This window comes from Rhodococcus sp. MH15, assembly GCF_019266045.1.
In the GTDB taxonomy this organism is placed as follows: domain Bacteria; phylum Actinomycetota; class Actinomycetes; order Mycobacteriales; family Mycobacteriaceae; genus Rhodococcus_F; species Rhodococcus_F qingshengii.
This window is the reverse complement of the sequence record NZ_LPNP01000080.1, coordinates 561,221-585,936: the sequence shown is the minus strand read 5'-3', so window position 1 is coordinate 585,936 and position 24,716 is coordinate 561,221. Positions and strand designations below refer to the sequence as shown.

Sequence of the window (24,716 nt, the reverse complement as noted above, 5' to 3'; positions counted from 1 at the left end):
TCGCAACTGCGTGTCCCGGTTCTCGCTTCACCGATGTTCATCATCTCGACTCCTGACCTCGTCATCGCGCAGTGCACCTCTGGCATCATCGGGTCCTTCCCGGCACTGAATGCTCGTCCGCAGTCGGCACTTCGGGATTGGCTCAAACTGATCACCGTGGCTCGTGAGGAACATGATCGTGAGCACCCGGAGAATCCGTCGGCGCCATTTGCCGTCAACCTCATCGTCCACCGGTCCAACAACCGCCTGGAAGAGGATCTGGCGACCATCGCCGAGTTCGAGGTTCCGATCGTCATCACGTCCCTCGGCGCTCGCACCGACATCAACGACGCAGTCCACGCATACGGCGGAATCGTTCTCCATGACGTCATCGACAATCGCTTTGCACGCAAGGCGATCGAGAAGGGCGCCGACGGACTGATCGCGGTAGCTGCCGGGGCCGGTGGTCATGCCGGTAGGCAGTCACCGTTTGCCCTGATTCGGGAGATTCGTGAGTGGTTCGCCGGTCCACTGCTGTTGTCAGGTGCCATCGCTCATGGTGATTCGATTCTCGCTGCGCTCGCGGCCGGGGCCGATTTGGCATACGTCGGATCAGCTTTCATCGCAACCGAAGAGGCTAACGCGAATCCTGCGTACAAGGAGATGATCGTGGGTTCAGGGGCCTCCGACATCGTCTATTCCAACCTGTTCACCGGAGTACACGGAAACTACCTGCGGGGCAGCATCGTTGCCGCCGGCTTGGACCCCGACAACCTGGCCGAATCCGATCCATCCGCAATGAGTTTCGCGACCAACGACACCGATACCAAGGCCTGGCGTGACATCTGGGGCGCCGGACAGGGCATCGGAGCGATCGATGCAGTCCTTCCGACGCATGCAGTAGTAGAGCGTCTCGCCGCCGAGTACTCTGCCGCGCGAGAACGAATCTGCCGACTCTAGTGCTGTGACCGGCGTTCGTCGGACAGGTACTCGTGGATAAGGTTCACGAATACCTGTCCCACCGGCGACAACGTCGAGGGGTCGAAGGCGAGACCGTACGCACGCAGGAATCTCGGCTCGCAGGCCCGTTCCACCACCTGACCAGGCATCGATTTCGCCACCGAGCGCTCGACCAACGAACCGCCGAGTCCGGCGATGACCATCGGGAGCCGCGACTCCCGTTGCTCGGTCACCACCGCGAGTTCCGTTCTGGTACCGGCCTTTCGGATCGAATCTTCGATCGCGTCACCCATCGCTGCCCCGCGAGGAACGAATACCATGGGAATGTCCGGCATTTCCGAAAGGCGTACCGGCCCCTCGGGTAGTTCCGTTCCAGCCGGGTAGACCAGGCGGTATTCCTGCTCCCCCAATTCGACGATTTCGAGCCCTTCGCCCGCCTCGAGCGGCAGATGAGCCACCGCGAATTCGCAGTGGCCGTCCCGGATGAGACTTTCCAGATTGTCCTCACGCTCGAGTTCCGAGAATCTGACTCGTGCTTGCGGATACCGTCGACAGAACTCCGCAATCAGATCGACGATCGTCCCCGAGGTCAGTGCAGGGAAAGCCATGATGTCGAGGCGACCGACGATGGCGCCATCGGATGCCGTCAACTGTTCAGCCGCCGCAGCTACGTCTCGCAAAACCTGTCGACTCGGGCCGACCAGACTGCGACCGGCAGCACTGAGCACCATGCCGCGCCCGATGCGGTGGAACAGCCTCACTCCCAGTTCACGTTCGAGCCCGCGCAACGCTTGTGACACGGTCGGCTGAGCAACGCCGAGAGCCGCTGCGGCGCCGTTGATCCCCTTGTTCTCGACCACTGCGAGGAAGTACTCCATCTGTCGGAACTCCACAGTTCACTCCTCTTCCGTGGACGGAACGGCGGAGGTGGCCATTTCCGCAGCCGTCGCGATGAATGCAGCGGCCGCCGGGGATTGCTCGCCCGAGCGATAGACGATACCGACGTCGCGTGTCAGCGGCGGATCGAAGGAGAAGGCGCAGACGTCTGTCATCTGCTGTTGTGCAACCCTTCTCGGCACTACAGTGGCGCCGATTCCTCGACGCACGAGTTCCCACGTGGTCACAGGGTGGACACAGTCCACGACTACGTTCTCGGCGCCTTCGCTGAGCAAGCCCCGGAACTGATTCGATTGATCACCGAGATCGACCACAAGCGGCAAACTGTGCAAGAGCGCTCGCGGAACCGGATCCGCCAACGGCGTTGCAAGTCGGCCGGACAACGACGCATGGGTGGCGAGCACCAACTCCTGAGTGGCAATCGGAGCCGTGACCAAACCTTCGTACCCGATACTCAGATCGGTGACGCCGACCTCGGCCGACCCTCGCCGCAACGCATTGTCGACCCCGGCCGGGCCGTACGTGTCGAGAACACGCACGACGATCTTCGGGAAGTTGGCCCGGAATCGCCGGACCAACTCGACCATCGGATCGATCGAGAACGCCGAGTACGAGACGACGTCGACACGACCGAACTCGAGTTCGCGAACGGCGGTCACTTTCGCCTTCGCGCGCTCGACGTCGGCAAGGATTCTCCTGGCCGCGAGATCGAACGTGCGGCCCGCGTCGGTAAGAACCAACCGCCTGCCCGTCCGGTCGAACAGCGTGGCGCCGAGTCGACGCTCGAGCGTACGAATTGCCTGTGACAGCGAGGGCTGCGAAATGTAGAGAGCCTGAGCGGCCTTCGTTATCCCACCGTGGTCGACAACAGCGACGAAGTAGGTGACGAAGTGCAGATCCACTCATCCATCATACGACCAGCGATCCGTCGCTCACTCCACCCGAGTTGCCCCTGGTACGGCCCACTCTCCGGTGAAGATCGGCTCCCGCTTTTCCACGAAGGCACGAACCGCGTCGGTGGCATCCGTCGCAAAATTGACCGCTTGCGCCCTCGCCTCGTTGTCCAAGGCCTCCCGCAACGAGAGGGAGGTGTGATGTTCGAGCATGGCGGCAGACTGACTCAGTGCGGCCGGCGGGCCGGCGGCGAGCCGCTGCGCCAGTGTTGACGTGTGTTCGTCCAGCTCGGCCGGTTCCACCAGATAAGTCACCAACCCGAGCTCGTAGGCTTCCTGTGCGTCGATCGTCTCGGCAAGCATCACCAGTCGCTTGGCTTGTTGGAGGCCGACCAGTCTCGGCAGGATCCACGAACCACCGAAGTCGACAGACAACCCCCGTTTGGCAAAGATCTGGCTGAACTTCGCACCCTTGGCCGCCACGACGAAGTCGCAGAGCAACGCCATGTTCCATCCGGCTCCGACGGCAAACCCGTCGACCTTCGCCACCAGAGGTTTGGGAAACTCACTCAGTGCGATTGCCGTTGCGTTGATGACACGCATGCGATCGAGCGGGTGCGACGAGCCACGCTTGTCCAGATCGGAGCCCGCGCAGAAGGTCCCATCCGCGCCGGTCAGGATCACCGAGCGAATCTGCGCGTCCTCTTGAAGTTCGAGGACTGCTTCACGTAGAGCGATCCAGGCGTCGAGATCGAGAGCGTTGCGGCGGTGCGGCCGACAGAGAACAATCGTCGCGACAGCACCGTCTCGTTCGATGCTTACGGCCGCACGCTCGATCGTCTCGGCACTCATGAACCACTCCACACGGGAGAGCGCTTCTCGGCAAATGCCGTGGCGCCCTCCTTGGCATCACGAGAGGTGAAGACCGGATCGATGAATTCGCGTTGCGCGACAAAGGCATCCGGATCGGTGTACTTGGCGGACATTGCCAGTACCTGCTTGGTCGCGCGAACAGCCAGTGGACCGTTAGCCGCTACTCGGGCCGCAAGCTCGCGTGCGACGGTCAGCGCGTGTCCCGGTTCGGCGAGCCGATTGACCAAGCCGTGATGATGCGCCACGGTGGCACTGAGTGGATCCCCCGTGATCGCGATTTCCATGGCCAACTGATACGGAAGAATTTTCGGCAGACGTAGGAGTCCGCCGGCGGCCGCGGCAAGTCCCCGCTTCACTTCGGGCAGGCCGAATTTCGCGTCCGTGGACGCCACGATCAAGTCGGCTGCCAAGGCCAGTTCGCAACCGCCGGCGAGTGCCCAACCTTCGACGGCTGCGATCAGCGGCTTCGACGGCGGTGCCTCGGTCAGACCGGCAAAACCACGACCCGGTAGCGATGGCCGCTCTCCGCGCGCAAATCCCTTCAGATCCATACCGGCGCAGAAGGTTCCACCAGATCCGGTCAGAATGCCGATGGTGAGATCGGGGCGTTCCTCGAACTCGTCGATCGCGGCGGCGAGTGCCTGTGCGAGTTCCAGGTTGACCGCGTTCTTGGCCTCGGGACGATTGAGGGTGATGACGGCAACGCCGTCGGCGAAGTCGGTGAGCACGACGCTCATGTTCGGTTCCTACTTCCGTGATGAGATTCTTGAAAGGTCACTGCGCGCGAATGCTCCAGCGCACGGGTGTGCCGCCGGACGGTGTCACGATCTCCCGCTTGGCCAAAACAACAAGATGAGCCTGGGTTTCGCGGACTGCCAAGCGAAGTAGTCGCGGCGACATCTGTTCGAACGGGCGAGACCAGGAGATCGTGCGTGAGAGTTCCCAGGCCGTGGATTCAGGCTCATCCTGCACCGCAGCCACGATCTCCGCCAATCGCTCCTCGTGATGCCCCATCAATTGACGTGCACGATCGGCGATCCCACGGAATCGATATTCATGTGCCGGAAGCACTTCGCACTCGCCCAGTGTTGTCGTCGCCTCGAGCGAGAGAAGATAACGATGAAGTGGGTTCTCGAGTTCACCGGGAATCGTGGAGATGTTCGGGCTGATCCTCGGCAGCATGTGATCGCCGCTGAACAACAAGCCTCTGTCCTCTTCCACGAAACAGAGATGTCCGGGAGTGTGCCCCGGTGTCCATTGGGCGCGGAGATTCCAACCGGGCAGGTCGAGTGAATCCCCTTCTCCCAGAACAATGTCGATGGTTTCGTGCTCAGCGAACCGCACCAGGTCGACCCGAGACGCGTCGAGCACTTCGGCCGGTGCGCCGAGTTCGGACAACTGCAGGTTCCAGCCACTGATGTCGTCGCGGGTCTGTTCGGGCCCGTGGTACCCGAGGAGCGTCGCGTCGGCCACGTGCATCGCAAGTGTCGCGCCGCTGACCTGCCGAAGACGCGGCGCCAGGCCGAAGTGATCGGGATGCAGGTGCGTGATTGCCGCATAGCGCACTTCGGAAACGTGGTATCCGATCGATGCTATGCCGTCGACGAGAGCCTGCCAGGACTGTTCGTGATCCCAACCGACGTCGATGAGGGCAAGTCCGTCGTCGAGCGCGAGTGCGTAGACGAGTACGTAGCGCAAAGGGTTGTCCGGCATAGGAACAGGGATCGACCACAATCCGTCCCGCACCTGTTCGACCGGTGGAAGGACTTTGTTCGCCCATGCCTCACGTTGTGCGACACCGACGTCTTCGGTCACGATCATGATGCTTCTCCGCTCGCGTTCAGCATGGTCCGCAGGCTCGACTTGAGCAGTTTTCCGCTCGCGTTGCGAGGTAGGGAGTCCACGAAATGGATCTGGCGAGGTTTCTTGTACGACGCCAACTTCGCTGTGCTGAAAGCGATCAACTCGTCGACGCTCGGCACGTCGGCACCGTCGACCAGTTTGACCACTGCGGTCACGGATTCACCCCAGCGCTTGTCGGGAACCCCGACCACCGCGACCTCGGCGACCGAGGGGTGCTCGGCCAGAATGGATTCCACCTCGATCGGATAGACGTTCTCTCCGCCGGTGATGATCATGTCCTTGAGTCGATCGGTGACGAACAGATACCCCTCGTCGTCCAGATGGCCGGCGTCCCCCGTTCGGAGGAAACCGTCGTGGGTGAACAATTCGGCGGTCTCACGGTCACGTCGCCAGTATCCGCGAGTGTTGTTTCTACTGCGCGCGACGATCTCACCGGAATTATTGGGCGGCAATTCCTCACCAGTGGTGACGTCTCGAATCGAGATCTCGACGCCGATCATCGGCTTGCCCGCAGAGCGAAGCAACTCCGAACGCGGCCCGCTCACATGATGGTCGTAAGCACGAAGGACGGATACCGAACCCGTCGTCTCAGTCATCCCGTATCGCTGAACGAATTTGCAGTTCAAGACAGTCATCGCGTGGGCGAGGAGCGCCGGAGTGATCGGTGACGCCCCATAGGCGACCACCTCCAGGCTGGTCAGATCGAAACTGTCGAGAGTCGGCAGATCTACCAGCGTCTGAATGACTGCAGGCACCAGAAATGCGTGGGTGACGCGGTGGGTCGCGATGGCATCAGCGACCCGAGCCGGCGCCATGTCTCCGAGCAGCACCAAAGGCACTCCGGCCGACAAGCATGTACTCATCCAGCCGGCACCGGCGATGTGAAAGAGGGGAAGTGCATCGAGTGCGACTGCATTCGAACCGAATTCGTAGACATCGAACCCCTCGGGCTCGTTGTACAGATTCCGGTGCGTGGCCACGACGCCCTTGGGCCGGCCGGTTGTCCCGGACGTGTACAGCTGCAGAACTGCTGCGTCCGGATCGTGCCCGTGTCCGGGGTCGACACCGGTACCTGATGCCACGAACTCCGCCCAGGTTCGCGAATCCGGCAGGCCCCCTGCAGCTCCCACGGTTATGACCTCGATGTCCGGCAACGCTGCGGACATCGCCGCCGCCCCCGCGGCGAACTCGTCATCGACGATCAAGACGTCGAGCTCCGCGTCCTCGGCGATGTCGACGAGTTCGAGTGGGTTGAGCCGCCAGTTCAACGGTATGAACACAGCGCCTGCCTTCGCACATGCGATGAAGGTTTCCGCACCTTCGAGCCCCATACGCAGTAGCGCACCGACACGAGCACCCGTTGTGGTCACTTCTGCCAGCGCACTCGCCAAGGTGCTGGTCTCGCCATCCAGCTCAGCCCAAGTCAACGTTCGGTCGCCGCACGTGATTGCCGGATCGGACGGCCGTGTCGACGCCGAGTGGCGTATCCGGTTGGGTAGGTGAAGCTCGCTCACATCACGCTCCTGTGTTTCAGGTACTCACCGAGCACGAACCGCGGTCGGTGGTACTGGAACAGTCGACCATCGCTATGGCCTGCGCCACAAAGACGAGAAGGCGCACAGAGCCATAGCTCAGACCTATGTCCGCAGGTCGCAGCAAGTCACCGCCGCCAAGGCTCCGTCATCTGGGAGAATTCGTCAGATGCAGGCACCCGGCATGGACATACGCAGCGCGCAGTATCTCGTCGCGGTCGTCGATCACGGCAGCGTCACTGCCGCCGCGGACGTCCTGCGTATCTCGCAACCGTCCCTCTCGCAGGCCGTGCGCAACCTCGAACGAGCTCTCGGAGCCACACTCTTCGAGCGCACCACTCGCGGTCTGGCTCCCACCACGGTCGGACTGGCAGTTGCCGATTCTGCCCGTACGTTGCTCGCCGACGTTGCTCGGGCCGAGGCCGCGGTGGCTGCGGTAACCGCCTTGCGCGCCGGGGAACTCGCCATAGCAGTTCAGTCCGATCTCGCCATCGACCCTGTTGCAGAGGTCGCCGGACGCCTCCATCTGACGGCACCCGGAATTCGGTTCTCCACGAACGCCTCCGCCAACGCACAGGACGTGCGCGCGCTCGTCAGAGCAGGTACGTGTGAACTCGGGTTTCTCGAGACCCACCCGGGTACCGAAGTCTCCGACGGGCTTCGAGAAATTGCCGTGAGCACCCAGGAAACGGTCTTGTCGATCCCCATTCGCCTGGCCACAGACCTCCCCGATCCGGTTCCGCGCACCGTGGTCGCGCACCTGCCAATGGTGGTCGAGGCATCCGCAGTTCGGCGCGGGCACTCGATCGACGACGATCTGGAACTCACCGACGTCGTCGTGGAAGTGCCAGATCGCCTTGCTGTCCGGGAAATGGTCGGGCAAGGTGTAGGCGCCGCGCTGCTGCCCAGATCGATCGCCGAACAAGACTCACCGGCATCTGAGGTTCGCTCGCTTTTCCCACCGATCACCCGGCAGACGATCTTGGTCTACCGCGACGGCCCGCTCTCACCGGCCGGGTCTGCGTACATCGAGAACATCTCCCCACGTCACAAGCCCTCCACGAACAGCCTGCCCAACGGCGAGAGCGTCTCCGGATCGAACTCGACGCCGTAATTCAGTGAGATCGCCGGCTCCACCGGAAATATCTCCGCGCCGGACGCGACCGACCTCTCGGCCAACGAACGCTCCATGAATGCCATGCCCAAACCAGCAAAGACGAACGCGCCGACGGTCTCCCGCTGCGCCAACTCCGTCGACATCCGAGTCCGGGCCCCGGCGGCCTGCAGAGACGACTCGATGGCAAGCCGAGCCCGCGAGTGTTTGAGCACACCCACCACGGGGAGATCGGGCAATGCCGTCAATGACACCGGCTCTCCCGCAGCGGGTTTCACACCATTCGGCCAAACGTCGGGATGAACCCCCGACGGCACTGCCAGCCAGTACTCGTTCACCCCCAACACTTTCGTGGACAGCGCCGACATGTCGGGTGGCCAATAGCTGAAGACCACCTCGCACGCGCCGTCTGCCAACACCTGCTCAGACGTTGCACCCTGCGGCAACTCACCGACCCGAACGGTCACAGCAGGCCACCGCTCACGAAAGTCTGCCACGATGCGCGCGATCGGACCTTCGAGACCATGTGCCGCGGAGCAGATGTCGAGCCGGCCACGAGGCTCGTCGGCCGTACCGATCGCGACGTCGAACGCGGCCGCGCTGCTGCGAGTCATCTGCCTCGCCGGCCCTACCAACGCCCGACCTGCTGCCGTCAGCACCAAACCGCGACCGACACGGTGAAACAGTTCGACTCCGAGTTCGCGCTCGAGGCCACGAATACCCTGCGACAGCGACGGCTTGGTGACCGACAGATTCTGCGCAGCCGTCGACAAGGACTCACCACCGGCAACGGCAAGGAAGTACTCGATCTGACGTAGGTCCACTCCATCGACTTTGCCATAAACGCAGACAGGTATACCGGTACCAACCACTGCAGGGTGTTCACACACGCTTCATTAATCGGACATTCAGGACACACCTTCTTCTACCCGGCGCCACCTACCGTAATTGGTCCAGACCAATTACGGATAGGTCTGAACCACCGCGTCGAAGACAAGGAATCCTCGTGAGACGTACGACCATCGCGATAGCAGCCGTGACAGCGGCTCTCGCCGTTCCCGGCATCGCCCCCGCCGAATCCCACGCCGAACCCGGCTGGGGCAGTTCGTCCTTCGAATGGGGCAGCTCTTCGGGCGAGAACAACACGCCGCCCGCAGCGCCCGGCGTCAGCGTCCCCGGCGGACGGTACGAGCACCCCGTCGACCTGACCTTCACCGCCGAGCGCGGCGCCACCGTCCGCTACACCCTGGACGGAACGACACCCACCACCGACAGCCAAGCTGCCACGCCGGGACGTCCGCTGCACATCGCACAGGACACCAACGTCACTGTCGCAGCTTTCCGAGGCGATCACGCGAGTGCGGCCGTCTCGTTCGGCTACCTGATCAAGACCTCGGAAAAGCCGCTGGCTCAGGTCGTCGTGATGTCCGACGTCCACGTCGGCGATCACGCGAACAACGACAAGAAGTACGAAAGCTTCTTCGACACAATCGGTTCCATCTTCCCGAAACCCGACGCTATCCTCTCCAACGGGGACATGATCAACGACAACGGAGACGGCAAGGGGCCCGACCACAAGATCGTCGCAGAAATCTTCCAGGCAAACCTCGCCCGGAAGGGCATGAACGACACACAACTCCTGATCTCCAACGGCAATCACGATGCAAGTCTCGCGGCGATCAGAGCCGGATACCCGGCGGAGTGGTTCCCGGATTCCGGTGGCGGATACTACGAATCCGACGTCAATGGTGTCCATCTCTTCACGGTCAACACCGAAACCTACAACAATGATTCAGCGCAACGCAATTGGCTGAAGTCCCGCCTGACCGAAATCACCGCGGAGTCCGGGAACCTGACCAAGCCGATCCTGGTCCAGGGACACCGGCCGGCAAGCAACACAGCCATGGACGGGCAGCAGGCGTCGAACCCTCGATTGACCGAAGACCTGAGTGCCTTCCCTCAGGCAATCTTCTTCTCCGGGCACTCACATCTGAACAACAACGACGACCGGTCGATCCATCAGCGTGACTTCACGTCGGTCAACGACGGCTCGATGTCGTACATCGAAATCGATCACGGCTACCAGATGGTGACCGAGTCCGGTCTCGCGAACCGTTTCGAATCACCCACTGCCCAAGCGCTCTTCGTCGAGGTCTACCAGGACCGCACGGAAATCAACCGAATCAACATGGCGGCAGACAAGCACGACATCTACGCCGGTGGCGCGTGGTCAGCCAACTGGCAGCCGCCGTACTCGAGCGCGGGCACGCTGAGCGGTTCGGGGTGGACGGTCGAACTCGACGGGTCGACCAACCAGCAGATCAAGGACAACTTCCGCTACACCTCGGGCGCACGGAACACGCACGCGCCGGAGTTCACCTCGAGCACTCCGCTCTCGGTGACGACCGGCGAAAACGGTGCGACCGCACTGAGGATCGCGCAGGCCAAGGACGATCAGATGGTGCACCACTACGCCGTCGAGGTCACGGACACAGCCACCGGAGCGAAGGTGGTCTCGTCGAAGGTGCTCTCGGACTTCTACTTCATGCCGCGGCCGAACAGCCTCGACATTCCGATTCCCGATGCCGCAGCGGGCACCGCATACGAAGCCCGCGTCGAAGCCGTTGACGCATACGGCAACCGGTCACCGGTGACAACCCTGGCCTTCACCCGCTGACGTCCTCCCGCTGACCCGACACGACTAAGCGGCACCGCGCATATTCGCGGTGCCGCTTCTCGGCTCAGTTGTACGTGCGAAGCAGGCCCTTGCTGATGATCTGCTTCTGGATGTCGCTGGTGCCTTCACCGATCAGAAGGAACGGCGCCTCACGCATCAACCGCTCGATCTCGTATTCCTTGGAATAGCCGTATCCGCCGTGGATACGGAAGCTGTCCTGGGTGACCTCCGAGCAGAATTCACTCGCCAGATACTTCGCCATACCCGCGGCGACATCGTTGCGCTCACCCGAGTCCTTGAGCCTGGCAGCGTTGACCATCATCAGATGTGCCGCTTCGACTTTGGTGCCCATCTCGGCGATCCGGAACGCGATGGCCTGATGCTCGGCGATCGGCTTGCCGAAAGTCTCGCGTTGCTTGGCGTAGGTGACAGCCAGTTCGAAAGCGCGCTGGGCAATTCCGCAGGCACGCGCGGCGACGTTGACCCGGCCGACCTCGACGCCGTCCATCATGTGCCGAAATCCCGAGCCAGGGGTGCCACCGAGAACCTCCTCGGCTCCGATCTCGAAACCGTCGAAGATCATCTCCGTGGTGTCGATTCCCTTGTACCCCATCTTCTCGAGCTTGCCCGGAATGGTCAGGCCCGGGAGTACCTCGCCGAAACCTGCGGGTTTCTCGATCAATATCGTCGTCAGATTGTTGTGCGGCTTCTCCGCGCCCTCGTCCGTCTTGACCAGGACTGCCACCAAGGTCGAGGAACCCCCGTTGGTCAGCCACATCTTCTGGCCGGTGATCACGTAATCGCCGGAGTCCGTCCGCTTCGCCTTGGTCGATATGGCAGCAACATCGGAACCGAGGGCAGGCTCCGACATGGAAAATGCACCGGTGAGTTCCCCGGAAGCCAAACGCGGCAGGTACTTCGCCTTCTGTTCCGGCGTCCCGTGCGCCGAAATCATGTGAGCCACGATGAAATGCGTGTTGATGACACCGGACACGCTCATCCATCCACGGGCCAATTCTTCGACGCACAGCGCGTAGGTGAGCAATGATTCGCCGATACCCCCGTACTCGGGGTCGATGGTCAGTCCGAACAGACCCATGTCCTTCATCTGCTTGACGATGTCGGTCGGGTACGTATCCGAGTGTTCGAGTTCCTGCGCCGCGGGGATGACCACACGATCGACGAACTCGCGTACCGCCCCGACGATATCGGTCTGAGTTTCGGTCAATCCCGCCGTCTGCGCCAAACGAGTCACTGTTCCACCTGTCAGTCGGTACTTCGTGCCCTCCCGGTCGACGAAATTGATTCGACTCCAGGAACTTTCATCCCGCCGCGACGTGTGTGCGGCAGAGACGCTGTATCCATTCAATCCCCGAAGGGTATATGTGTCAAAGTCGATTTCGCATACGAACCGTATGGCGGAAACTATGTCCGAACAGGTCGTTCCTGCTGTTGACAACCGCGCCACGCGTGCTGGATATTCGAGTGGCCAGGTCGCGACGGGCCCTTCGATCGGCCCGTTCACGCGACGCATTCCCCACCTCTCCTCGAGACAGGCGCATTCCATGCACGACGCAGTCATCTGTGAACCCGTTCGCACCCCGGTGGGCGGATTCGGCGGAGTCTTCAAGGACGTTCCCGTCACCACTCTCGCCGGCACTGTTGTGCGTGGCCTCGTCGAACGAACCGGCATTGCGTCCACCGATGTCGACGACGTCATCTTCGGTCAGGGGTACGCCAACGGAGAGGCCGCGGCCATCGGGCGAATCGCGGCACTCGACGCCGGTCTCGACGTGTCCGTTCCCGGAATACAACTCGATCGCCGTTGCGGTTCGGGATTGCAGGCGATCATCTACGCCGCGATGCAGGTACAGACCGGGATGAGTGATCTGGTCATCGCCGGCGGCGCCGAGAGCATGAGCGGAACCGAGTTCTACTCCACCGACATGCGTTGGGGCACAAAGCGCCCTTCCGTCGAGTTCCACGACCGATTGGCCAAACCGCGCACGAACTCCGGCGGAGTCAACTTTCCGGTGGAAGGCGGCATGATCGAGACCGCCGAGAACTTGCGCCGGGAGTACTCGATCACCCGCGACGAGCAGGACCGATACGCGGTGCGATCGCACGAACGGGCCGTTCACGCCCAAGACAGTGGGTACTTCGACGACGAGACGATTCCCGTTTCGGTGCCCGGACGCCGTGGTGAGCAGACAGTCGTCACCCAAGACGAGCATCCGCGCCGAGGGATACAACTGTCCGATCTTGCTGCACTGCGCCCCATTCGAGGTCGCGTCGACCCTGAAGCAACAGTCACCGCCGGAAACGCCTGCGGCCAGAACGACGCCGGAGCCGCGGCCATCGTCACCACTGCGGCCAACGCCGAACGACTGGGCCTGCGGCCGTTCGCGAAACTGGTCAGCTGGGGTGTGGCCGGTGTGGAGCCGAACCGGATGGGCATCGGACCGGTGCCTGCCGTGGCGAAGGCTCTCTCCCGTGTCGATCTGTCGCTGGACGACATCGACCTCATCGAAGTCAACGAGGCCTTCGCCGCCCAGGTTCTCGCGTGCGCCAAGGCTTGGGGATTGAGCGCGCAGGACATCGAGGAGCGCTTCAACGTCAACGGTTCCGGGATCTCGCTCGGACATCCTGTCGGCGCTACCGGTGGGCGGATCCTCGCCAATCTGCTGCGCGAACTCGACCGGCGCCAGGCACGGTACGGGATCGAGACCATGTGTATCGGTGGCGGACAAGGGATTGCCGCGGTGTTCGAGAACCTGCGACGCTAGAAGCGTTAACCGATCGATCCGTCGCGGCGAAGTTCCGCGATCCGGTCGCCCGTAAGTCCCAACTCGGCCAGCAGAGAATCCGTCTGCTGGCCGAGTGCTGGAACGTCACCCATGCGCATTTCGACATCCGAATACGTCATCGGAGGCAGCACGGCATCGATCGGACCGTTCTCGGTGCCCACGGACCGCCACCTGGCACGCTTCTCCAGCTGCGGATGTTCCAGCAGACCGGCCATGTCGTTGAGTGCCGCGGCCGGAACACCAGCGGCGGCCAGACGCTGATCCAGATCTGTCGTCGAGTACAGACGCGTCAGAGAGCCCACCAATTCGTCTACCTCGCCACGGTTTTCGACGCGCACGATGTTGGTGCGGTAACGCGGATGATCGACCAGATCCTCTCGCTCGAACACGTCCACCATCAGCGCTCGCCATCCACGATCGTTCTGGACGCCGATCAGGATTTCGCCGTCGGCCGTGGGATACGAATCGTAGGGAACGATCGCGGCATGGCCGAGACCGACACGTGGAATCTGCTTGTCCGCATACATTTTCATGTACATCGGATGGCCCAGCCACTCGACGGTGGAATCGAACATCGAGACCTCGACGAGCGCTCCCTTGCCCGTTCGCTCTCTACGGAACAGGGCGCTCAGAATCGAAGTCAGCGCGTACATTCCTGCCGCGATGTCGGAGACCGGGATGCCGGTCTTGGTGGCCGTCTCCGGTGTGCCTGTCACGGAGATCATTCCGGTCTCGGCTTGGACCAACATGTCGTAGGCCTTGCGCTCGCGCCGCGGGCCGGCACTGCCGTAGCCGGACATGTCGATCACGATGAGCCGTGGGTATTTATCGCGCAGTTCCTCCGCGCCGAACCCCAGTCTCGCGGCTGCGTCGGGAGCCAGGTTCTGCAGGAACACATCGGCTCGCGCGACCAGATCGAGAAGGATCTGCCGGCCGGCTTCCGACTTCACGTCGACGGCGATCGATTCCTTGGAACGGTTGAGCCACACGAAGTGTGATGCCTGACCGTGAACCGCCTGGTCGTAGTGACGCGCGAAGTCACCCTCGCCGACGCGTTCTATCTTGATCACCCGCGCACCCATGTCCGCGAGATGTCTGGTGGCGAGCGGTGCCGCCACCGCCTGTTCGAGTGCAACTACGGTGATTCCGTCGAGCGGAAGATCCGAGTTCGGCTGTCCCATGTCAGTAGTCACCCCAGAAGTTTTACACCCAGAATTCTCACACTCTGAATTCTTGCACTCGAACAGGACGGATCAGATGTGGCGGCCGCCGGTGATCTCGAGAACCGTGCCGGTCATGTAGCTCGAGAGGTCGCTCGCGAGGAACAGCACAACCGAAGCAACTTCCGAAGGCTCGGCTGCGCGCCCCATCGGAATCTCGGCAAGCTTCTCGTTCCAGATCCGTTCGGGCATCGCCTCGGTCATCGCCGTGCGGACCAGTCCGGGCTGAACGGCGTTGACGCGAACGTTCTTGAACGCGACCTCTTTTGCCGCGGCCTTCGTCAGACCGACGATCCCGGCCTTCGCGGCCGAGTAGTTGGTCTGCCCGAGCATGCCCACCTTGCCGGAGATGGACGAGATGTTCACGATCGCGCCCGTCTCACGCTCGCGCATGCGGGCGGCGGCAGCGCGTGTTCCGTTCCAGGCGCCCTTGAGGTGAACGGCGATCACGTCGTCGAAGTCCTGCTCGGTCATCTTCCGCATCGTGGCGTCGCGCGTCATGCCGGCGTTGTTGACCATGACATCGACTGGACCGAAAGCGCTTTCGGCCAGATCGAGCATGGCCTCGACCTGTCCGGAGTCACGCACGTCGCAGGAAGCGAAACGGGCGACCGACTCTCCACCGAGTTCGGCGACCGCAGCCGTTCCCACGGTTTCGTTGATGTCGCCGAGAACGACGGTCGCGCCTTCCTTGATGAAGGTGCGCGCAATTTCGAGCCCGATGCCCTGGGCTCCGCCGGTCACTACCGCAACCTTGCCGTCCAACAATCCCATGTCCACTCCGTTCGTGAGGTTAAAGCTCGTCTGGAAAATGTGTCAGCGCTGGTTTTGCTTTTTCGCTTGCGCCACGAGCCCACCACCGAGAATCAGACGCTGGATCTCGCTGGTTCCCTCGTACAGGCGCAACAGGCGAACTTCACGGTAGATGCGTTCGACCGGAACACCGCGCATGTACCCGTTGCCCCCGTGGATCTGCACGGCGAGATCTGCGACCTTGCCCACCATCTCGGTGCAGAAAAGCTTTGCCGCCGAAGGCCCGAGACGGCGATCCTCACCGCTGACGTACCGCGCGGCCACCTCGCGCACCATCGCGCGCCCTGCCATCACACCGGCTTGCTGGTCTGCCAGCATCGCTTGAACCAGCTGGAAGTCGCCGATCGCGGTGCCGCCCTGTTCCGTGACCACGGAGAACGCGACAGATTCGTCGAGCGCTCGCTGTGCTGCTCCCACCGAGAGCGCCGCGATATGGACTCGTCCGCGCGCGAGAGACGTCATCGCTGCGCGGTATCCGGTGTCCTGGTCGCCACCGACGAGGGCCGACTCGGGAACTCGGACGTTGTCGAAGGTGACCTCGGAGGTCCAAGCACCTTCCTGACCCATCTTCTTGTCCTTGGGACCGACCGTGACACCTGGCGTGTCAGCCGGAACCAGGAACACTGCAATTCCCGGACCATCGGAATCCGCCGGGCGAGTGCGCGCGAACACCACGAACAGCTGCGCCAGTGGAGCATTGGTGATGAACCGCTTGTTGCCGTCGATCACCCAGTCGGATCCGTCCAGCACTGCCTTGGTCCGAAGGCCGGCCGGGTTGGAGCCCGCGCCCGGTTCGGTGAGAGCAAAGGAAGCCACGACATCACCGGAGGCGATGCGCTCGAGCCACTGAGCCTTCTGCTCGTCGGTACCGAAGCCGACCAGCACCTGTCCGGCAATTCCGTTGTTGGTACCGAACATCGAACGCAGCGCCAGAGACGTGTAGCCGAATTCCATTGCCAGTTCGACGTCTTGGGTGAGATCGAGTCCGAGCCCACCCCATTCCTGAGGGATCGCGTAACCGAAGAGCCCGATAGCTGCGGCCTTCTTGCGTATGTCCTCAGGAATGGCGTCGGTGTCGGCTATCTCCTGCTCACGCGGAACTACTTCCTTACGGATGAACTCCCGCGCAGTCGCCAAGATATCTGCGAAGTCATCTGCGTCGACCTGCATTCCCACCACTCACCTTGCTGTTTCCGAAGTCCATGCCGTCCCCCGAAGTCAATACCGTGAGGCAATCGGAGTCAAAGACCTGAAAACGAACCGAAGGTAAGGCAGAACCTATAGCAAGCTTCAGACGGTGCGCAGTTCCCGCTTCAGTAGCTTGCCGCTCTGGTTGCGCGGAAGCTCGGCCACGAAACGGACATGCTTGGGCACCTTGAACGGAGCGATTCGCTCCTTGACGTGGGCAATCAACGCCTCGGGCGTCAACGCGTCGTTGCCGTCCTTGAGCACGACGATCGCGGTGACGGCCTCGATCCACTTCTCGTCGGGCGTACCGATCACGGCAACTTCTGCCACGGCGGGGTGCGTGTAGACCGCATCTTCGACCTCGCGTGACGCCACCAGGATGCCGCCGGTGTTGATGACGTCCTTGATCCGGTCGACGACCGTGATGAACCCTTCTTCGTCCCGCACGACCAGATCGCCCGAATGGAACCAGCCGTCACGGAAGGCCTCGGCGGTGGCTTCCGGATTCTCCCAGTAGCCGTTGCACAGCTGCGGTGAGCGGTAGAGAACCTCGCCGGACTCACCGTCGGCAACATCGTTTCCGTCGGCGTCGACGACGCGGGTTTCGACGAAGAACACCGCGCGACCACAGGAAGACGGGCGATCAGCATGCTCGCTGGGCTGGAGAACTGTTGCCAGTGGGCCGATTTCGGACTGACCGAAGCAGTTGTAGAAACCGATGTCCGGGTAGCGCTCGCGCAGACGATTGAGCACGGTGACCGGCATGATCGAGGCGCCGTACTGCGCCTTCTTCAGCGAAGACAGATCGCGGGTCTCGAGGTCCGGATGGTTGGCCAGCGGTACCCACACGGTCGGCGCCAGGAACAGCGATCCGATCTTTTCGGCTTCGACGCGGCGCAGGATTTCCGGGATGTCCGGCGCCTGCATCAGACTGACCGTCGCGCCGACGGACAGGTACGGCAGCATGAAGACGTGCATGCCCGCGGAGTGGTACATCGGCATGCAGATCAGCGGGTTGTCGTTCTTGTCGAGGCCGAGCGCGATCACCGAGGACACGTACTCGTGAACCAGTGCACCGTGAGACATCATGGCGCCCTTGGGCTTCGAGGTGGTGCCAGAGGTGTACAGGAGTTGCGCCAGATCGGTCGACGTCGCACGCGGTTCGAAGACCGGCACCTCGCCCGCCTCACCGATCGTGACCACGGACAGTTCCGCGTCCCGCAGTGCGATCACGTGATCGAGATCGAGGTCGGAGCGTACCGAGTCGAGCGTCGGCGCCAATGCCGGATCCACCAACACCGCGCGGGCGCCTGACTGCGCCACGAGGTACCGGAGTTCCTCCCCCTTCAGTGCGTAATTGACCGGAACATGCACCAAACCTGCTCGTGCACAGGCAAGAAATCCGATTGCATAGGCGTCGGAGTTGGTTCCGTATGCCGCGACGCGGTCGCCGTGTTCGAGCCCCAGACCGAGCAAGTATGCGGCGACCCGCGTCACCGCGTCGTCGAGTTCGCGGTAGGTGCGAGTGCGATCTTCGAATACGACGGCTACACGGTCGGGGTACTTGGCTGCCGAGCGCCGAAGCACTCCGTCGACAGTGTTGGTGCGTGGATCCAGGCTCATGCGCCTCAGGTTATAGGACGTCCAACTAAACCGGAAGAGCGATCGTTACTTATTGCGCCATTCGGGCTTTCGCTTGTCCACAAAGGCCTGCATACCTTCCTGAGCGTCGCAGGTCACGGCGTTGGTTGCCATCGTTTCCGCCATCGCCTCGTACGCCTGCGCTTGCGGCAGATCGATCTGGCGATAGAACGCCTGCTTACCGATCTTCACCGTCAAGGGGCTGGCCGTCGTGATCTTGGCGGCCAGTTCGCGCACCTCTCGGTCCAGGTCTTCGGGCGCGACGACGAAGTTCACCAGACCCCAGTCCGCAGCGGTGTCGGCGTCGATCGTCTGCCCGGTGAGCAACATCTGCATCGAGCGCTTGCGCCCTACTGCCCTGCTCAGCGCCACCATGGGCGTCGAGCAGAACAGTCCGATCTTGACGCCCGGCGTGCCGAAGACAGCATTCGACGCAGCAACAACCAGATCACACGACGCGGCCAGTTGGCAGCCCGCCGCGATAGCCGGGCCCTGTACTGCGGCAATCACCGGCTGCGGAATCCGCTGTACGGTCTCCATCATCTCGGTACAGCCGTCGAAGATCGCCCGCTCGTCCTCGAGGGTTCTCCCGATCATCTCCGTCAGATCGTGTCCGGCGGAGAACACCGGGCCTTCGGCGCGCACGATCACGACCCGCACGCGCTCGTCTACAGACAATTCGACAAGGGCAGCCGTCACCTCACGCATGGTCTCCGCCGAGAGCGGATTGCGCCGCGCCGGCCGATCGAGCGTCAGGAAACCGAGTCCCACCGATTCCTCGACGGAAATCTTCACTGCAGTGTCTTCTACCTGTGTCTGCGACATGTGTTCTCTCTACCAATCGAATCCGTCCCGGTCAACGAGACGAAAAGGGCATCCACTCGCACCGCGTCGATACGGTCCGGTCAATACTTCGCCACTACGAGGAGTGCCCATGAGCACCGATGCCGCCGTCACCACTGATCTCGAAGAGATTCTGCGCGCTCAGCAGGAAGCAACTCGAGCCGCTGGTCTTCCGTCCGCGCAGACACGACGCGAGCGCATTCAACGCGTCGTCGATCTCCTGGTGGCAAACCACAAGGATCTGACCGAGGCGATCAACGAAGACTTCGGCGGCCGAATCCCGGCCTACTCGGTGATGAATGACGTTCTCGGGTCGATGGTTTCACTCAAGCACGTCCGTGATTCGCTCGAAGAGTGGATGATTCGCTCACCGAGAGCTACCGGAGCGATGCAGGACCAGTTGGGTGCCACGGCGTACGTGTCGTACCAGCCGAAGGGTTCGATCGGCATCATCGGAACCTGGAATGCTCCCCTGTTCACTCTCCTGAGCCCGCTCGCCTGCGCCCTCGGAGCAGGAAATCGCGCCGTTCTCAAACCGTCGGAGATCGTGCCCAATACTGCGGCCGTCCTGGCCGAGGCGGCGCGTCGAACTCTCGACCCCGTGGAGGTCGCGGTGGTGACCGGCGGCCCGGAAGTCGCTGATCTGCTGACGTCGCTGCCTTTCGACCACCTCGTCTTCACCGGCAGCACGACCGTCGGAAAGCTGGTCATGGCCAATGCTGCGAAGAACCTGGTGCCGGTCACCCTCGAACTCGGCGGCAAGTCACCGAGCGTCTTGAGCCGCAGTGCCGATATCAGCTCTGCTGCTTCGCGTTTGGCTATCGCGAAGTCCACCAACGCCGGTCAACTCTGTGTCTCTCCCGATCTGATCTACGTTCCGCGCGAGAACACGGAAGCATTCATCGACGCGTTCACCGACCAGTTCACGGGACTGTTTCCCACGATTGCCGACAACAAAGACATGGTCTCGATAGTCAGCGATCGTCACCTCGCACGCATCGAGGGGTACATCGCGGACGCCGAAGAACGTGGGGCACGAATCATCACCGTTCCCGACGAAGAACTCTCCGCAGACACTCGTCGTCGCCCACTGCGAATCGTGGTCGACCCTCCGACCGACGCGCAGATCATGAAGGAGGAGATCTTCGGGCCGGCCGTCGTCGTCTTGCCGTACGACCAACTCGACAACGTCGTCGCCGACATCAATTCACGACCGAAACCGTTGGCGTTGTACTACTTCGGAACCGATCTGGACGAGAAGGAATCCGTACTCGAACGCACCGTCTCGGGCGGCGTCACCATCAACGACGCGATGTCTCACCCCGGGCTGAGCGACGCACCCTTCGGCGGCGTCGGGGCTTCGGGCATCGGGCACTACCACGGCCGTGAGGGTTTCCTGGAGTTCAGTCACGCGCGAACGGTATTCGAAGCAGCGCAGCATGACCCACGCGGTGAATGGGGAATGCTCCCGCCGTACGGTGAGGGTTTCGAGCAGATGATGTTGGCTCAGGTAACGCCCTAGGGCCTCCGGCCCCGTGCGCCTTTTTGGTAGTTCGCGCTACCGGAAAGGCGCACCGGCAAGGCCGCGGCTGAGGAACTCCACCAGCTGACCCGGTTCGGTATCCACCGACTCGATCAGTTGGATCAACTCCTTCTTGTCTTCTACCGCAAGCGGTTCGATGCCACCGAACGTGCGCATCGTGGACCCGGCCGGAAGAACACGAGCACACACGAGTGTGCCTGGCTCGAGGTTCAGCGAGCCCCACTCGTCCGTGACCTTCACCAGATGGCCGTTGCGGACGTCGCTGAGGGTCACCAACTGTCCCGGCTCCGTCGAGGCGACCTTGTACACCGAGCGCGGAATCGACAACCACTGATCGGCCAGTTCGCGTTCGTCGGCAGGCAGCAGTTCTCCGCGGCGCTCGACAAAAGCTGCGAAAATACCCGCATCGAACAAGGCAGCGTCGACGGCCAAACCACCTTCGACGGCCAGCGTCAGTGCTTCTTCGCTGTTGAACTGCTCTGCACGGATGAGCGCAAGATCGAACACGGCGTCGAAGTACTCCGGCGTGCGCGAGAACAACTGAGCCTTGACGTAGAGCCAGCTGGCCCGGTCGTCGAACGTCACCTCGGACTTACCGAGATGGCAAACCTTGAACTTTCGACCGGAACCGCACCAGCACTTGTCATTTCGTCCGAGTTCGGGGTGCTCGGCCGGGGCGTAGCGCTGAAGAACCTCGTGCAGAACCTCGGACTCGCCACCCTCGATTCGGCCCAGCAAAGCCAGCGCGCGCGTCACATCGCTTCGATCGGCGGCCAGTAGCGCCAGATCGAAGATCGCGGGAGTCCAGTCGGGATCGAGATCGTGCGCTGATTCGTACGACGCCTCAGCGGCCAGGATCTTGCCGAGACGATCCGAAGCCTTGCCCGCCAGCCAGTGCGCTGCCGGCTTGACACGACGCGACCCTTTCTCGGCGAGAGCAGTTGCAACAGAATGCAATACGGAATCATGATCGTCGAGTTCGGACAACAGCTCCAACGCTGCCGCAGCCGCGGGCGGCTCGGCGAGGCCGGCGAAGGCCTGCGGATCCTCCTTGATCTGCTTGCGCGCCCAGTCCGAGACATCCTCGACGCCTTCGGCTTTCGCGGCCATGACCACATCGACGAAGGCGATCACCGACGCGGCTTCTTCGGGGTGCAGATTCTCGCGGACCTCGAGCATGCGGGCCCGGTTCGCCAGGTGGTATGCCTCGAAATCAAATCCGTCGACCGCAACGTAGTCACCGTCGCGGACGTAACCTGACGCCTCGAGCATCTCGCCCAGCGGGGCGGTCGGCTGACGGAACAGCGACGGCTCGTCGAGCATCAACTGCCAGACAATGGCATCGAGGGTGTCAGCACCGATGTCGGCAAGGACCGTCGCCAGGTGCTCGCCGAATCCGGGTGCGGGATCCAGTACCTCGGGGATGGTGCAGAGCGTCAGCTCACGGTCAGCGACGAACAGTCCGATCAAATCGCCCGCAGAACATTCGGCGAGAGTATCGGTGTCGAGGAGAAAACCCTCGTCGTGTGGGAACTCCGGATCTTCGATCCCACGATCAGCCAACAGGTCGTCGTCTATCCCGCGGTGCACGACGCTGATGCCGTGAATCTCGTCGTCGTCACGATCGAGGAACACCCGCAGCATCATCAGATCGGGGTTCGCGTCGAGAACGCCGGACTTTATTTCGGCTTCGGTGAGCCGATGGGTCAGCACTCGATGCTCGAACAACGTGTCGAGTGCGGCGTACCGCTCCTCACTCAAGTAGCCGAGCAGTGGGTCCTCGACGTACTCGACGAATTCGGTCATGTCCTCGGCTGTACCGTGGCCGGCATCGGCCAACAGGGTGCCCCAGTCCGCCGCTGTCTGCGGGCCGTGCTCACGCAACAACTCCATCGCGGCTTCGGCGATCAAGTCATTGGCATCCATCGGTTCGTTCACCTATCCAACTTTAACGGGGTCGACTCGATACATCGTCACCGGTCATCGGTCGAGTGATCGGCGCCTCCACGCAACTCGCGCACCAGTTCTTCGGCCTCGAGATCTTCGGAAGCGAGAACTTCGAGTACCCTCGCAGCCTGCGATTCCGTTGCCATGACCACAACACCCACCGCAAACGCGCCAGTGGGGGCCGTCAGGACCCGAGCACTGATCACATCACCTGGCTTGCCTTCGACCGAGTGAGCAACCGTGACGGTCTCCTTGGACCCACGATCGAGCAGCACGACGCCGGTGTCGGACGTTTCGATCACCTCGTACACCGACCTCCGGATTCCGAGCCACTGTGCGGCTGTCACAACTTCCGCCTCCGGAAGTAGTTCGCTGCGTCTGGCCAAGAATTCGGCAAAGATTCCACCCTCGAACAGAGCGACGTCCAGTGCCGATCCGTCGAAGATCGTGGCCGCGATCAGTTCGTCCTCGGAGAGATTTTCGTTTTCGAGATCGTCGAGCCCGGTCACGATGTCGACGAATTCGGAGGCAAACGCAAACAGGCATGCCTTCTTGTACAGCCACCGACCGTCCGCCTTGACGGATTCATCGGCCTTTCCGAGGTGGCAGACCTTGTATTTGCGGCCGGAACCGCACCAACACTTGTCGTTTCGTCCGAGTTCCGGGTGATCGGCTGGGACGAAGTCCTGCAGTACGGCGTAGAGATTCTCTTCGGTTCCGCCGTCGATCCGCCCGAGCAGTGACAGCGCCCGGGTCGCATCGCCGCGGTCCGACGCGAACTGAGCCAGCTCGAACAAGGCCGGACCCCAACCGGATTCGGCAAGGAGCGCTTTCTCGTAGTGCGCCTCCGCTTCGAGGACGCGCCCCAGCCGATCGACGGCCTTACCGGCGAGCCAATGAGCCGCCGCCCTGACCGACCGTGGCCCTCGCTCGGCCAGTTCGGAGGCAAGCGCTTCGAGGATTGCGTCGGTCACCGGGTCCTGATTCCGAAATCCGAGATCGAACACGGCCACTGCAGCACCCGGATCTGCCAGTGAGACAAAAGAGTCCGGAGCAGCGCTCACATGACGGTGGGCCCAGTCCGCGATATCGAAGTCGGCGATGACCGCGTCGGTGTATCCGCGGTCCGCCAGATCGACAAACGCAACGGCAGAGACTGCCTCGTCGTGGGTCAGGTCGTAGGTACTGGCCACCCAGGCTGTCCGAATCTGCAGGTCGTAGGCGTCGAAGTCGAATCCCCGCCGAGCCAGTAGCTCACGCTCGTGCTCGTAACCTGCCACCTCGAAGATCTCACCCAGCGGCGCAACAGGAACCGTGAAGAGTGACGGATCCTCGATCAGGAGTTGCCAGCACACAGAATCCAGGGCCTCGACTCCGTCCTCCTCGAAGAGTTCGCCGAGCGCCGGAGCAAGATCGGGTTCGTCCTCGATCTCGACCAGACGAAACGCAAGTGTTCCGTCTTCGACAGCCAAGCCGACGAGATCACCGTCGGCGCACTCGCCGAGGGTTCCGGCCGGAAGTACCACAACTCGTCGACTCCGGAAGGGAGCAGCTCCGCGTTCGGAAGCTGCTTCTTCCGCCAGGGCCACCCGGATCGCCCCGTCGTCGTCCCCGAATGCCAAGATCGGTTCCAGGTCGGGGCTCGCGTCAAGGATGTCCGACGCAATTTCGACTTCGCTGAGCCGGTGAGTGAACACGAGCCCTTCGAGGACCGTGTCGAGAGCGACGTACTTTCCGTTGGGCAGGTACCCGAGCATCGGTTCGGACAGGTACTCGAGTACATCGGCCAACTCGGTCGCAGTTCCGTACTCCTCGAGATGGGTCGCCCACTCTTCGAGACTCAGCGGGCCTTGCTCGCGCAGAACAGCCAAAGCAGCGGAGGCAATGGAACCGGCAGCGTCGTCGTCGAAATCAGTCACCCGCCAA

20 protein-coding genes are annotated in these 24,716 nt (G+C 62.3%); 5 read left to right on the top strand and 15 right to left on the bottom strand.

All coding sequences use genetic code 11. The features are described from left to right. Positions 1 to 33 precede the first annotated feature (33 nt). Positions 34 to 939 (top strand): nitronate monooxygenase family protein, encoded by a 906-nt coding sequence (locus ATN37_RS25660; RefSeq protein ID WP_256933533.1) that lies wholly within the window; start codon positions 34 to 36, stop codon positions 937 to 939. On the opposite strand, the gene ATN37_RS25655 is transcribed toward ATN37_RS25660, so the two are convergent. The 6 genes from ATN37_RS25655 to ATN37_RS25630 are packed head-to-tail and all read right to left on the bottom strand — an operon-like array spanning position 936 to position 6,979. Then, complete coding sequence (locus ATN37_RS25655) at positions 936 to 1,832, bottom strand: LysR family transcriptional regulator (RefSeq protein ID WP_003939949.1); 897 nt, start codon at positions 1,830 to 1,832, stop codon at positions 936 to 938. The two genes, ATN37_RS25660 and ATN37_RS25655, sit on opposite strands and share 4 nt — an antisense overlap. 3 nt (positions 1,833 to 1,835) lie before the next feature. After that, positions 1,836 to 2,738 carry a LysR family transcriptional regulator gene (locus ATN37_RS25650; RefSeq protein ID WP_007729501.1) on the bottom strand — a complete coding sequence of 301 codons (903 nt, stop codon included), beginning with the start codon at positions 2,736 to 2,738 and terminating at the stop codon, positions 1,836 to 1,838. Positions 2,739 to 2,768: 30 nt separating this feature from the next. Continuing rightward, positions 2,769 to 3,581, bottom strand: a complete 813-nt coding sequence (locus ATN37_RS25645) for an enoyl-CoA hydratase/isomerase family protein (RefSeq protein ID WP_003939691.1) — start codon at positions 3,579 to 3,581, stop codon at positions 2,769 to 2,771. After that, on the bottom strand, positions 3,578 to 4,339 hold the full coding sequence (locus tag ATN37_RS25640; protein WP_030537194.1) for a crotonase/enoyl-CoA hydratase family protein: 762 nt from the start codon (positions 4,337 to 4,339) through the stop codon (positions 3,578 to 3,580). Before ATN37_RS25640 ends, ATN37_RS25645 begins: the two co-directional genes overlap by 4 nt. Positions 4,340 to 4,376: 37 nt before the next feature. Next, positions 4,377 to 5,423 carry an MBL fold metallo-hydrolase gene (locus ATN37_RS25635; protein ID WP_058037634.1) on the bottom strand — a complete coding sequence of 349 codons (1,047 nt, stop codon included), beginning with the start codon at positions 5,421 to 5,423 and terminating at the stop codon, positions 4,377 to 4,379. Then, entirely contained in the window at positions 5,420 to 6,979 is a 1,560-nt protein-coding gene (locus ATN37_RS25630) for a long-chain-fatty-acid--CoA ligase (RefSeq protein ID WP_003939977.1), read from the bottom strand. Before ATN37_RS25630 ends, ATN37_RS25635 begins: the two co-directional genes overlap by 4 nt. Positions 6,980 to 7,166: 187 nt before the next feature. Here ATN37_RS25630 and ATN37_RS25625 point away from each other — a divergent pair, with 187 nt between their 5' ends. Beyond that, positions 7,167 to 8,111 carry a LysR family transcriptional regulator gene (locus ATN37_RS25625; RefSeq protein ID WP_058037633.1) on the top strand — a complete coding sequence of 315 codons (945 nt, stop codon included), beginning with the start codon at positions 7,167 to 7,169 and terminating at the stop codon, positions 8,109 to 8,111. Here ATN37_RS25625 and ATN37_RS25620 read toward each other — a convergent pair. After that, entirely contained in the window at positions 8,045 to 8,935 is an 891-nt protein-coding gene (locus ATN37_RS25620) for a LysR family transcriptional regulator (protein ID WP_030537198.1), read from the bottom strand. The genes ATN37_RS25625 and ATN37_RS25620 overlap by 67 nt on opposite strands. A gap of 182 nt (positions 8,936 to 9,117) precedes the next feature. Here ATN37_RS25620 and ATN37_RS25615 point away from each other — a divergent pair, with 182 nt between their 5' ends. Then, entirely contained in the window at positions 9,118 to 10,788 is a 1,671-nt protein-coding gene (locus ATN37_RS25615) for a chitobiase/beta-hexosaminidase C-terminal domain-containing protein (RefSeq protein WP_042448556.1), read from the top strand. 64 nt (positions 10,789 to 10,852) lie between these two features. Here the strand turns inward: ATN37_RS25615 and ATN37_RS25610 are convergent, their stop codons facing one another. Further along, the gene (locus ATN37_RS25610) at positions 10,853 to 12,043 is read right to left on the bottom strand and encodes an acyl-CoA dehydrogenase family protein (RefSeq protein WP_007729528.1); all 1,191 of its coding nucleotides are present in this window, start codon (positions 12,041 to 12,043) and stop codon (positions 10,853 to 10,855) included. Between the two features lie 310 nt (positions 12,044 to 12,353). On the opposite strand from ATN37_RS25610, the gene ATN37_RS25605 reads away from it, so the two are divergent. Further along, complete coding sequence (locus tag ATN37_RS25605; RefSeq protein ID WP_007729531.1) at positions 12,354 to 13,574, top strand: acetyl-CoA C-acetyltransferase; 1,221 nt, start codon at positions 12,354 to 12,356, stop codon at positions 13,572 to 13,574. Positions 13,575 to 13,579: 5 nt separating this feature from the next. Here ATN37_RS25605 and ATN37_RS25600 read toward each other — a convergent pair whose 3' ends face one another. The 5 genes from ATN37_RS25600 to ATN37_RS25580 form a co-directional block, all read right to left on the bottom strand. Next, a complete protein-coding gene (locus ATN37_RS25600; protein ID WP_007729534.1) occupies positions 13,580 to 14,776 on the bottom strand; it encodes a CaiB/BaiF CoA-transferase family protein in 1,197 nt (398 codons plus the stop codon). A 72-nt stretch (positions 14,777 to 14,848) separates the two neighbouring features. Next, a complete protein-coding gene (gene fabG / locus ATN37_RS25595) occupies positions 14,849 to 15,589 on the bottom strand; it encodes a 3-oxoacyl-ACP reductase FabG (protein ID WP_003940214.1) in 741 nt (246 codons plus the stop codon). Positions 15,590 to 15,631: 42 nt separating this feature from the next. After that, entirely contained in the window at positions 15,632 to 16,798 is a 1,167-nt protein-coding gene (locus ATN37_RS25590) for an acyl-CoA dehydrogenase family protein (RefSeq protein ID WP_007729538.1), read from the bottom strand. A gap of 120 nt (positions 16,799 to 16,918) precedes the next feature. Further along, the gene (locus tag ATN37_RS25585) at positions 16,919 to 18,439 is read right to left on the bottom strand and encodes an acyl-CoA synthetase (RefSeq protein ID WP_007729540.1); all 1,521 of its coding nucleotides are present in this window, start codon (positions 18,437 to 18,439) and stop codon (positions 16,919 to 16,921) included. A gap of 45 nt (positions 18,440 to 18,484) precedes the next feature. After that, the gene (locus ATN37_RS25580; protein ID WP_003939812.1) at positions 18,485 to 19,282 is read right to left on the bottom strand and encodes an enoyl-CoA hydratase; all 798 of its coding nucleotides are present in this window, start codon (positions 19,280 to 19,282) and stop codon (positions 18,485 to 18,487) included. A 109-nt stretch (positions 19,283 to 19,391) separates the two neighbouring features. On the opposite strand from ATN37_RS25580, the gene ATN37_RS25575 reads away from it, so the two are divergent. Beyond that, a complete protein-coding gene (locus ATN37_RS25575) occupies positions 19,392 to 20,822 on the top strand; it encodes a coniferyl aldehyde dehydrogenase (protein WP_007729546.1) in 1,431 nt (476 codons plus the stop codon). Positions 20,823 to 20,858: 36 nt separating this feature from the next. Here ATN37_RS25575 and ATN37_RS25570 read toward each other — a convergent pair whose 3' ends face one another. Together ATN37_RS25570 and ATN37_RS25565 are read right to left on the bottom strand one after the other, a co-directional pair. Next, positions 20,859 to 22,781, bottom strand: coding sequence for an SEC-C domain-containing protein (locus ATN37_RS25570; protein ID WP_308125235.1), 1,923 nt, complete (start codon positions 22,779 to 22,781; stop codon positions 20,859 to 20,861). Between the two features lie 35 nt (positions 22,782 to 22,816). After that, the gene (locus ATN37_RS25565) at positions 22,817 to 24,709 is read right to left on the bottom strand and encodes an SEC-C domain-containing protein (RefSeq protein WP_081558453.1); all 1,893 of its coding nucleotides are present in this window, start codon (positions 24,707 to 24,709) and stop codon (positions 22,817 to 22,819) included. Positions 24,710 to 24,716 lie beyond the last annotated feature (7 nt).